A 9,218-nucleotide genomic window follows, 5' to 3' on the forward strand; every position below is an offset into this window, starting at 1 on the left:
CGACCACCTGCTGGCCTTCGCCCGGGGCGCGGACGTGGTCACCGCCGTCACCCGGCTGCCGTACGGGCTGGAGCGGGCCGGCGGCTGGCGCGACACCGTGCTGGAGCTGCCGGCGGGCGGGCCGTGGACGGACGAGCTGACCGGGCGGGGCTTCCCGGCGGGCGCGGTGCCGGTCGCGGAGCTGCTGACGGCGCTGCCGGTGGCGCTGCTGACGAGGAGGGGCTGATGCCGGTCTACCAGGTGTGGGCGCCCCGCGCCGCCACCCGGGTGCGGGTCGAAGTCGACGGTACGGCACACGAGTTGGCCCGCTGCCCGGACCGGGACGGCTGGTGGTCCGGCGAGGCCCCGGCGGGCGACTACGCCTTCCGGCTGGACGACGGCCCGCCGCTGCCCGACCCGCGCTCGGCCCGGCAGCCGTACGGCCCGGACGGGCCCAGCCGCGCCGTGGACCACGCCGGGTTCCGCTGGTCGCGGACCGGCTGGCACGGCCGGGCACTGCCCGGCGCGGTGCTGTACGAGCTGCACGTGGGCACCTTCACCCCCCGCGGCACCTTCGAGGCCGCCGCCGAACACCTGGACCACCTGGTCGAGTTGGGGGTGGACTTCGTCGAGCTGATGCCGGTCTGCCCGTTCCCCGGCAAGCACGGCTGGGGCTACGACGGGGTCTCGCTCTGGGCCGTCCACGAGCCCTACGGCGGGCCCGAGGGGCTCAAGCGCTTCGTCGACGCCGCCCACCGCAAGGGCCTCGGGGTGGTGCTGGACGTCGTCCACAACCACCTCGGCCCGTCGGGCAACTACCTTCCCGCGTACGGGCCGTACTTCACCGACCGGCACCACACCCCGTGGGGCGCGGCGGTCAACCTGGACGCGCCCGGCTCGGACGAGGTGCGCGCCTACCTGATCGGCAGCGCGCTGGCCTGGCTGCGCGACTACCGGATCGACGGGCTGCGGCTGGACGCCGTGCACGCCCTCGCGGACGACCGGGCCGTCCACTTCCTGGAGGAACTCTCCACCGAGGTCGGGACGTTGGCGGCCGCCACCAACCGGCCGCTGTTCCTGGTCGCCGAGTCCGACCGCAACACCCCGGCCACCACCACCCCGCGCGAGGCGGGCGGGCAGGGCCTCACCGCCCAGTGGAGCGACGACTTCCACCACGCCCTGCACTGCGCGCTCACCGGCGAATCCCACGGCTACTACCGGGACTTCGCCCGCGAGCCGCTCGCCGCCCTCGCCCGGACGCTCACCCGGGGGTTCTTCCACGACGGCACCTGGTCCTCCTTCCGCGGCCGCACCCACGGGCGCCCGTTCACCCCGCTCGACGCGGGCCACCGGCTGCTCGGCTACCTCCAGACCCACGACCAGATCGGCAACCGGGCGCTCGGCGACCGCGTCTCGGCCGGCCTCTCCCCCGGTCGGCTCGCCTGCGGCGCGGCCCTGGTGCTCACCTCGCCGTTCACCCCGATGCTCTTCATGGGCGAGGAGTGGGGCGCCGCCACCCCCTGGCAGTACTTCACCGACCACACCGACCCGGACCTCGCCGAGGCCGTCCGACAGGGCCGGCGGCGGGAGTTCGCCGAGCACGGCTGGGCCGCCGAGGCCGTCCCCGACCCGCAGGAACCCGCCACCGTACTGCGCTCGGTCCTCGACTGGACCGAGCTCCGGCGCGCCCCGCACAGCGAACTCCTGGCCTGGTACCGGCAGTTGATCCGGCTGCGGCGCGAGCGGCCGGAACTGTCCGACCCCGACCTCGGCGCGGTGCGGGCGACGTACGACGAGGCGGCGGGCCTGCTGGTGGTGCACCGGGGGCCGTACCGGATCGCCGTCAACCTCGGGCCGCGGGAGGCCGCACTGCCGCTGGGGGCCGCCGGGCGCGAGGTGGTCGCGGCCTTCGGGGCGGCGGAACTGGAGGGGACGGCGGTGCGGGTGGCGGCGGACGCGGTGGCGATCGTGCTGACCTGAGCCGTCGGACCCGACCGGCTCACCCGGCCGGCTACCAGAGGAAGGTGCCGATCCGCTCCCGCAGCGACGGGGCGTCCAGGCCGTAGGCGGCCAGGTGCTCCTCGATCGAGCCGTAGTGCCGGTGCTCCTCGCGCGGCACGCCCAGGCCCAGCACCCGGTGCGGGCGGTCGGCGAGCGCCGCGTGCGCCTCGTTGGCGGAGGTGCCCGCCAGGTACGGCTCGACCAGCACCACGTCCGCCCGGTCGCCCAGCGCCGCGCGCAGCCCGGCGGCGTCGAAGGGGCGCACCGTCGCCGCGTACAGCACGGTGACGTCCAGGCCCCCGGTGGCCGCGAGCACCGCGTCCAGCATCGGCCCGACGGCGAGCACCACGCCGCGCGAGCCCGTCCGGACGGTGGCGAAGCGGCCCGGCTCGACCGGCACCGCGGCCGCGTTCTGGTGCCCCGAGAGCCGCACGTAGACGTTGCGGTCGCCGTCCGCGTAGGCGTGGCGCAGCAGCCGCTCGGCCTCGTCCGGGTGGCCGGGGACGTGGACCGTCCAGTCCGGCAGGGTGTCCAGCAGGGCGACGTCGCCCGGGGACATGTGGGTACGGCCGCCGGCCGGCCAGTCGTACGAGCCCGCCGCGCTCACCAGCACGGCGCCGACGCCCTGGTGGACGAGGTCCAGCTTGACCTGCTCGAAGGGCCGCTCGATCAGGAAGCTGGCGAAGGTGTGGGCGATCGGGCGCATCCCGGTGAGGGCCAGGCCGCCGGCCGCGCCGACCAGCAGCTGCTCGCGGATGCCGACGTTGACGACCCGGTCGGGGTGGCGCTCCTGGGCCGGGGCGAAGGCGGCCGCGGTGATGTCGGCGAGCACCACGGCCAGCCGGGGGTCCTCGTCCAGCAGGCGGGTGGTGACGTCCACGAAGCGGTCGCGCATGGTGTCCATCGGTGAAGTGCCTTTCGTTGCGGGGGTGGTCGGTGGTCGGGTCCGGCGGGGGCGGGCCGCCCGCTCAGGAGTCCTTGGGCTCGACCCGGGCGACCACCACGTGCGGGCGGCCCGGGTGCTCGGCGGTGTAGGCGCGGTGCAGCGCCTCGTGGTCGCGGCCGTCCACCGTCGCGGTCGACCAGCCCTCGGCCGCGAACCGCTGGGCGAGGCCGCCCTGCCAGCCGTGCGTGGCCGAGGAGTTGTCGATCACCACCACGTGCAGCCGGTCCAGTCCGTACGCCCCGGCGAAGGCCACCGCCTCGGCGTTGGAGCCCTCGTCGAACTCCGCGTCGCCGACCAGCACCCACACCGCCGGGTCGGTCAGGCCCTGCGCCCGCAGCCCGAGCGCGGTGCCGACGGCCAGCGGCAGGCCGTGCCCGAGCGAGCCGGAGGCGATCTCCACGCCGGGGACCAGCGTGCGGTCCGGGTGGTGGCCGAGCGGCGAGTCGTAGCCGCCGAAGCTCGGCAGCACCTCCGGGGAGATGAAGCCCTTGGCCGCCAGCACCGCGTAGTAGGCCATCGGGCCGTGGCCCTTGGAGAGCAGGAAGCGGTCCCGGTCCTGGGCCTCGGCGGTGGCGGGGGTGACCCGCAGCACCCGGTCGTACAGCACCCAGAGCGCGTCCAGCGTGGAGGTGGCGGCGGGGCCGTGCTTCTCGTCGCCGGTCATCAGGCCCATCAGGGCCGAAAGGTCCTCGAACCGGGCCCCGGTGGCGGTGCCCGCAGTCGCGTTCGTCGTCATGACCACGATGGTGCAACTTAAAGCCAGCTTGAGGTCAAGCGGTTACAGTGGGCTCCCATGACCGCCCATTCCGACGGCCGTCGGACCCCCGGCCCGCACCACTCCGACCTGCTCACCATCGGCCAACTCGCCGACCGCAGCGGCCTCGCCCCCTCCGCGCTGCGCTACTACGAGAGCCTCGACCTGATCCAGGCCACCCGCACCACCGGCGGCCAGCGCCGCTACACCCGCGGCACGCTGCGCCGGATCGCCTTCATCCGCGCCGCCCAGCGGGTCGGCCTCTCCCTGGACGAGGCCCGGGTCGCCCTCGACCGCCTCCCCGAACGCCCGGCCCCCAGCGGCACCGAGTGGGACCGGGTCGCCGGGTCCTGGCAGAGCCGAATCGACGAGCAGATCGCCGAACTGGAGCGGCTGAAGGCCAAGCTCACCGGCTGCATCGGCTGCGGCTGCCTCTCGCTGACCCGCTGCGCCCTCTACAACGCCGCCGACCGCGCCGGCGAGGCCGGCCCCGGCGCCCGCTACCTACTCACCCGCGACCCGGACACCGGGCCCGAGCCGGTCCCGCCGGCCGTCGAGACCTGCGGCACCCGCCGGAGCGGGCGCTGACCGCCGGAGCCGACACTGGCCGCCGGAGCGGGCGCTAAAAAGCCTTTGCGCTGCGGGTGCCCGCCTGCTTACGGTGCCGCCGTGCTGCCCTTGGTGCTGACGGACGAGGAGTGGGACGCGGTCGTCCCCGACGAGACGGTGATGCGCCCCGGCGCGGAGGCGCTCTGCGCCCGGCTGGGCCTCGCCGGCCTGCCCCTGGAGCGCTTCCCGGAGGGCTCCGTCCCGGTGTACGCGGTCGGCGACGCGCTCGTGCTCAAGCTGTTCCCGGCGGCCGGCGCCCGGGACGGCATCGTCGAGGAGCGCGTGCTCACCCGGTTGGACGGCGCCCTGCCGATCCCCACCCCGTCCCTCCACCAGGCCGGCGAGGACGCCAACGGCTGGCGCTACCTCCTGATGTCCCGGCTGCCTGGGCAGGGCCTCGCCCCGGCCTGGCCGCGCATCCCGCGGCCCGACCGCGAACGGATCGCCCGCCGCTGCGGCGAGGCGCTCGCCGCCCTGCACGCCCTCGACCCCGAACCGCTCGCCGACACCCTCGGGCCCGGCGACTGGCCGGCCTTCCTCGCGCGCCAACGGGCGGGCGCGGTGGACCGCCAGCGCGAGCGCGGGCTGACCGAGGAGTGGCTGGAGCAGATCCCGGACTTCCTCGCCGCCGCCCCGCTCCCCACCGCCCCCGGGCGCGCGCTGCTGCACACCGAGTTCATGCGCGAGCACCTGCTCACCGACCCGGCCGACGACTGGCGCCTCACCGGCCTGCTCGACTTCGAGCCCGCGATGATCGGCGACCCGGCCTACGACCTGGTCGCCGTCGGCCTCTTCACCACCCGGGCCGACCCGCACCTGCTCGGCCACCTGCTGGACGCCTACGGCCGCGCCGTCGACCCGCGCCTGCTGATGGCGTACACGCTGCTCCACGTCTACAGCAACCTGCCGTGGTACCTCCGGGAGTTGAAGCCCTCGGCGCGGACGCTGGACGCCCTCGCCGAGGAGTGGTTCGGGGTTTCCTAGGGACGTTTTGCGGACGCTTTGCGGCGCGTGTCAGGGACGCGGGTCGGTGCGCAGCAGGCTGTACCGGACGACGTCGCGCCACTCGCCGCCACGGAAGGTCACCGCGCGCTGCACGCCCTCCCGGGTGAAGCCGAGCTTCTCCAGCACGCGCTGCTCCGCCAGGTTGCCCGCCTCGGTGTCCGCCTCCAGCCGCATCACCGGCGAGTGCGCGAACAGGTAGTCCACCCGCAGCCGTTGGGCCCGGGTGCCGATCCCCCGTCCGCGCGCCCCCGGCACCAGCTGCACACCCAGGCTCCAGTACGGCGCGGACGGCCGCACCCCGCTGCGGTTGGCGGCGACGAAGCCGCCGAACCCGCCGTCGACGACGACCGCGAGCATCACCTGCTCGTCCTCCAGCAGCCCGCTCGCCGCCCAGCGACGACGGTGCCGCTGCGGGTCCCGCCAGCCGTACCACTGGAATTCACCCAGCGCCTGCGGATCGTTCACCAGCTCCTCGAGGGCGCCGAGGTCGGCCTCGACCATCGGGCGCAGGGTGACGCTTTCTTCGCTCATGTCGGCGTCAACGCAGGATCCGGTGGCACCGGTTCCTCATTCCGTCGGAAATTCCGCGCGCCTGCCCCGCGTCCGTCCCATCGCCTCGCGATTCACCGCGCCGGGCACGACGTCGGCGCCGCCTTCACAGGACGATCGAGCGGGCGAGCCGGAATCCGACGTCGTCGATCCGCAGGGTCGGGTGGCTGCGGCGGCGGACGGAGGCGCGGCAGCTCCAGTGCTCGTCGAACCAGCCGCCGCCGCGCAGGACGCGGTAGTCGCCGTATACCTCGGGGTCGTAGCGCTCCCAGCACCACTCCCAGACGTTGCCGAGCAGGTCGTACAACCCGTAGGCGTTCGGGAGCAGTTCACCCACCGGGCGCGGCCGCTCGTCCGAGGTGCCGCGGTGCCAGGCGATCTCGTCCAGCGGGCCGTAGCGCGGGCCGTCCGTACCGGCGCGGCAGGCGTGCTCCCACTCGGCCTCGGTGGGCAGCCGGTAGCCGCCGGCGGCACGGTCCCAGGAGACCTCCTCGCCGTCCACCCGGTAGGCGGGGGCGAGGCCTTCGCGCCGGGAGAGCTCGTTGCAGTAGTGGACGGCGTCGAACCAGGAGACGCTGTGCGCGGGCCGCCGGTCGCCGCCCGCCCCCTCGTACTGCTCGCGGGTCACCGGACAGGCCGCCAGCTCGTACGCGGCCACGTCGACGGCCCAACTGCGCTGGGTACGACGGTCGGAGAGGGTGACGCGGCCGGCCGGAACGGTGATCATCCACCGATCCTAGGCGGCGCCCCGCAGCAGGGCGATCGCGGACTGCTCGGCCAGCTCCTCCGCGTGCGGCGGCAGCGGCGCACCGGCGTGCAGGGGGCCGCGGACGACGGCGAGCGGCAAACCGGTGACGGCCAGGGTGACCCGGTCGAGGTCCAGCGGCGTGGCGGCGCCGAGCCGCCCGGCCAGCCCGGCCAGGGCCTCCCGCACCCGGAGGCCGCCCTGCCGGTCGCGCAGCCGCTGCTCCTCGGACCACTCCGCCCGACCGAAGGCCTCCGGGCCGTGCAGCAGGACGACGGCCCGCTCCCGGTGGGCCCGGCACCAGGCGACGACCTGCCGGGCGAGCGCGCCCGCCGCGAGGTGCGGCTCCTCGTGCGCGTCGATGGCGGGCAGGCAGCCGTCCTGGAATTCCTCGACCGTCCGCAGCCACAACTCGGCCAGCAGGGCGGCGCGTTGGGGAAAGCGGTGGTAGACGGACCCGTTGGGCGCGCCGCTCTCCCGGGCGACGGCGGACATCGTGACGGCGGCCGGCCCACCGGCGGCCGCGAGCCGTACGGCGGCGTCGAGGAGGGCGGATTCATCATGGCGGGGTGGCCTGGGCATGTAGTAGAGAGTACTCTCCAATTCAATTGGAGGGGATCATCCAAAACCAGGAGGGGAGCCCCGGCATGGCCGTGCTCAACATCCACGAACGCACCGTCCCGGCACCGGCGGAGACCGTCGGCGCCCTCATCGACAGCCTCGCGAGCCCGGACGACCGGCTCTGGCCGGGCCCGCGCTGGCCCCGGATGCGGTTCGACCGCCCGCTCGCCCCCGGCGCCACCGGCGGCCACGGCCCGGTCCGCTACACCGTCTCCGACCACGCACCGGGCCAGCGGGTGCGCTTCCGCTTCGACGGCCCGCGCGGCTTCGACGGCCACCACGAGTTCACCGTCCACCCGGCGGGCGACACCACCGTCCTCCGCCACACCATCGCCATGCGCCTGCACGGCCCGGCCCTGCTCGCCTGGCCCCTCGCCTTCCGCTGGCTGCACGACGCCCTCCTGGAGGACTGCCTCGACCGGGCGGTACGGGCAGTCGGCGGCACCGTCCCCCACCCCGCCCACTGGAGCCCGTACGTCCGCCTCCTGCACCGCCTGATCCCCCACTGACCGGCGAAGGCCGGGGGGATCAGCCGGGCCATTCACAGCCCGAACGGCCACGAGCACGCAGGGACACGGGCTACCGAGGCGACCGCTCAGCCTCGATCGCCGCCAGGATCCACCGCCGGACGGTGGCCGAGGCCTCGGGCAGCCAGTACGCCAACTCCGCTTCGAGACGCCGCCGTTCGGAACGGAGGAGCCGGGCGAGGCGCGTGCGGGAGCAGCGCAGGAACCACCAGCCCAGGATGCGGTCGATCACAAGGGCTCCCCGGTGGGCGAGTTCGCCCAGCGGATCCGCACCTCGCGGTCGCCGACCGGGATGACGACCACCGGACTTTCGGCGAGGTCTCGGATGGCGTCCCGCTCGGCACAGGGGCCGGTGAGGCGGCGCTCCAGCCGCCAGTACTCGAAGCGGGGCATCGGGACGCGGCGGATCGCGATGTCGTGATCGGCCCTCATGCGGCCACCTCGCACCAGATGATCTTGCCGATCGGCTCACGCGGGCTGCAACCCCACGACTTGGCGATGGACTTGACGAGGTGCAGACCGCGCCCGGCCTCGACATGGAGGCCGGGCGCGACGAGGACGGGCGGCCGGTCGCGCATGGCGTCGTGCACCTCGACCCGAAGGCGGGTGGAGTCGACGTCGAGCACGAGGTAGATGCGGTGCCCGGGCGGCGTCCCGTACAGAAGGGCGTTGGTCACGATGATGGCGAACCGTCACCACTCGCATGCACACTGGTAGCTGAGCGTCCTGGAGAGGTTACGTAGATGGCAGTCGCAGTGCCAGCTATGCGGTATCGACGCATCGCCGCCGAGCTGAGGAGGCTCCGCGAGCTGAAGAACCTGTCGGCCGAAGAGGTGGCCAGCAAGGTCGACGGCGTCAACCTGGTGAAGCTCAGCAGGTACGAGAACGCCCGGGTCCAGCTGAAGCCCGACGTCGTCCGGGCGCTGCTCGACTTCTACGAGTGCGACCCGGAGCTCAAGGAGGTCCTGGTCGAGATTCTTCGGGACAAGCGCCGGCCCGGCTGGATGGCCGGCTACGAGCAGCTGAACCCGCTCTACACGGATCTGATCCGCCTCGAAGAGACGGCCGTCGGCAACAAGTCCTACCAGTCCGCTTACATCCCCGGACTCCTGCAGACCCGCCACTACGCCCACGCCATCATCGCCAGCGGCGTGATAAACAAGCCCAGCATCGAAGAGCGCGTCGAAGTCCGGATCAACAGGCAGTCCGTCCTCACCCGGTCCGAGAACCCGCTGAAGCTGTGGGCCGTGATCCATGAATCGGCCCTGACGATGAGCGCCGCCCCGGGCGTGATGGCCGACCAGTTGGACAAGCTGCTCCAGTTCAGCCAACTCCCCAACATCAAGGTCCAGATCATGCCGGCCATGGCTCCGCCGCACCCCGGAATGACCGGGCCGTTCGCGCTCCTGGAGTTTCGACAGCGCGATCTCGACCTGGTCCTGCTCAGCGGAATGCTCAGCAGCGACTGGGTGGAGGATCCGG

The 9,218-nt window shown here is 74.0% G+C and carries 14 protein-coding genes; 6 read left to right on the forward strand and 8 right to left on the reverse strand.

The annotated features are described in order from the left end of the window. A partial coding sequence (locus AE652_RS24075; protein WP_049654923.1) for a hypothetical protein occupies positions 1-226 on the forward strand: 226 nt, incomplete at its 5' end. Beyond that, positions 226-1,959, forward strand: a complete 1,734-nt coding sequence (treZ, locus tag AE652_RS24080) for a malto-oligosyltrehalose trehalohydrolase (protein WP_049654925.1) — start codon at positions 226-228, stop codon at positions 1,957-1,959. The genes AE652_RS24075 and treZ, both read left to right, overlap by 1 nt. Before the next feature lie 31 nt (positions 1,960-1,990). Here treZ and AE652_RS24085 read toward each other — a convergent pair whose 3' ends face one another. After that, positions 1,991-2,884, reverse strand: a complete 894-nt coding sequence (locus tag AE652_RS24085; RefSeq protein ID WP_049654926.1) for a transketolase family protein — start codon at positions 2,882-2,884, stop codon at positions 1,991-1,993. Between the two features lie 64 nt (positions 2,885-2,948). After that, positions 2,949-3,662: a thiamine pyrophosphate-dependent enzyme gene (locus tag AE652_RS24090; RefSeq protein ID WP_049654931.1), complete on the reverse strand. Its 714-nt coding sequence runs from the start codon at positions 3,660-3,662 to the stop codon at positions 2,949-2,951. Positions 3,663-3,719: 57 nt separating this feature from the next. On the opposite strand from AE652_RS24090, the gene soxR reads away from it, so the two are divergent. Both soxR and AE652_RS24100 read left to right on the forward strand, forming a co-directional pair. Then, positions 3,720-4,268, forward strand: a complete 549-nt coding sequence (gene soxR / locus AE652_RS24095; RefSeq protein WP_049654933.1) for a redox-sensitive transcriptional activator SoxR — start codon at positions 3,720-3,722, stop codon at positions 4,266-4,268. Between the two features lie 81 nt (positions 4,269-4,349). Beyond that, positions 4,350-5,273 (forward strand): phosphotransferase family protein, encoded by a 924-nt coding sequence (locus AE652_RS24100; RefSeq protein ID WP_049654935.1) that lies wholly within the window; start codon positions 4,350-4,352, stop codon positions 5,271-5,273. A 30-nt stretch (positions 5,274-5,303) separates the two neighbouring features. On the opposite strand, the gene AE652_RS24105 is transcribed toward AE652_RS24100, so the two are convergent. The 3 genes from AE652_RS24105 to AE652_RS24115 all read right to left on the reverse strand — a co-directional run bounded on the left by AE652_RS24105 (position 5,304) and on the right by AE652_RS24115 (position 7,170). Next, entirely contained in the window at positions 5,304-5,825 is a 522-nt protein-coding gene (locus AE652_RS24105) for a GNAT family N-acetyltransferase (RefSeq protein WP_049654938.1), read from the reverse strand. Positions 5,826-5,949: 124 nt separating this feature from the next. Then, positions 5,950-6,570: an SUMF1/EgtB/PvdO family nonheme iron enzyme gene (locus AE652_RS24110; RefSeq protein WP_049654941.1), complete on the reverse strand. Its 621-nt coding sequence runs from the start codon at positions 6,568-6,570 to the stop codon at positions 5,950-5,952. A 9-nt stretch (positions 6,571-6,579) separates the two neighbouring features. Continuing rightward, complete coding sequence (locus tag AE652_RS24115) at positions 6,580-7,170, reverse strand: TetR/AcrR family transcriptional regulator (RefSeq protein ID WP_049654943.1); 591 nt, start codon at positions 7,168-7,170, stop codon at positions 6,580-6,582. Between the two features lie 65 nt (positions 7,171-7,235). Between AE652_RS24115 and AE652_RS24120 the strand changes: the two genes are divergently transcribed. Then, positions 7,236-7,718, forward strand: a complete 483-nt coding sequence (locus tag AE652_RS24120) for an SRPBCC family protein (protein ID WP_049654946.1) — start codon at positions 7,236-7,238, stop codon at positions 7,716-7,718. 70 nt (positions 7,719-7,788) lie between these two features. Here AE652_RS24120 and AE652_RS24125 read toward each other — a convergent pair whose 3' ends face one another. From AE652_RS24125 to AE652_RS24135, 3 genes are read right to left on the reverse strand one after another with little or no spacing between them, the layout of a single operon-like run. After that, entirely contained in the window at positions 7,789-7,968 is a 180-nt protein-coding gene (locus AE652_RS24125) for a hypothetical protein (RefSeq protein WP_049654949.1), read from the reverse strand. Beyond that, on the reverse strand, positions 7,965-8,168 hold the full coding sequence (locus tag AE652_RS24130) for a hypothetical protein (protein ID WP_049654952.1): 204 nt from the start codon (positions 8,166-8,168) through the stop codon (positions 7,965-7,967). The genes AE652_RS24125 and AE652_RS24130 overlap by 4 nt, the downstream gene beginning before the upstream one ends. Continuing rightward, positions 8,165-8,413, reverse strand: coding sequence for an ATP-binding protein (locus tag AE652_RS24135; protein WP_053112222.1), 249 nt, complete (start codon positions 8,411-8,413; stop codon positions 8,165-8,167). The genes AE652_RS24130 and AE652_RS24135 overlap by 4 nt, the downstream gene beginning before the upstream one ends. Positions 8,414-8,479: 66 nt before the next feature. On the opposite strand from AE652_RS24135, the gene AE652_RS24140 reads away from it, so the two are divergent. After that, positions 8,480-9,218, forward strand: a 739-nt coding sequence (locus tag AE652_RS24140; protein WP_159028544.1) for a helix-turn-helix transcriptional regulator, incomplete at its 3' end; no start/stop codon positions are given.

Origin of the sequence: Kitasatospora sp. MY 5-36 (assembly GCF_001182915.1) — a bacterium.
In the GTDB taxonomy this organism is placed as follows: domain Bacteria; phylum Actinomycetota; class Actinomycetes; order Streptomycetales; family Streptomycetaceae; genus Kitasatospora.

What these genes read in the sequence shown, in the direction of transcription:
- treZ (WP_049654925.1), top strand. Translation starts at nt 226, where the DNA reads ATGCCGGTCTACCAGGTGTGGGCGCCCCGCGCCGCCACCCGGGTGCGG.
- AE652_RS24105 (WP_049654938.1), bottom strand. Translation starts at nt 5,825, where the DNA reads ATGAGCGAAGAAAGCGTCACCCTGCGCCCGATGGTCGAGGCCGACCTC.
- AE652_RS24130 (WP_049654952.1), bottom strand. Translation starts at nt 8,168, where the DNA reads ATGAGGGCCGATCACGACATCGCGATCCGCCGCGTCCCGATGCCCCGC.
- AE652_RS24090 (WP_049654931.1), bottom strand. Translation starts at nt 3,662, where the DNA reads ATGACGACGAACGCGACTGCGGGCACCGCCACCGGGGCCCGGTTCGAG.
- AE652_RS24085 (WP_049654926.1), bottom strand. Translation starts at nt 2,884, where the DNA reads ATGGACACCATGCGCGACCGCTTCGTGGACGTCACCACCCGCCTGCTG.
- AE652_RS24120 (WP_049654946.1), top strand. Translation starts at nt 7,236, where the DNA reads ATGGCCGTGCTCAACATCCACGAACGCACCGTCCCGGCACCGGCGGAG.
- soxR (WP_049654933.1), top strand. Translation starts at nt 3,720, where the DNA reads ATGACCGCCCATTCCGACGGCCGTCGGACCCCCGGCCCGCACCACTCC.
- AE652_RS24110 (WP_049654941.1), bottom strand. Translation starts at nt 6,570, where the DNA reads ATGATCACCGTTCCGGCCGGCCGCGTCACCCTCTCCGACCGTCGTACC.
- AE652_RS24115 (WP_049654943.1), bottom strand. Translation starts at nt 7,170, where the DNA reads ATGCCCAGGCCACCCCGCCATGATGAATCCGCCCTCCTCGACGCCGCC.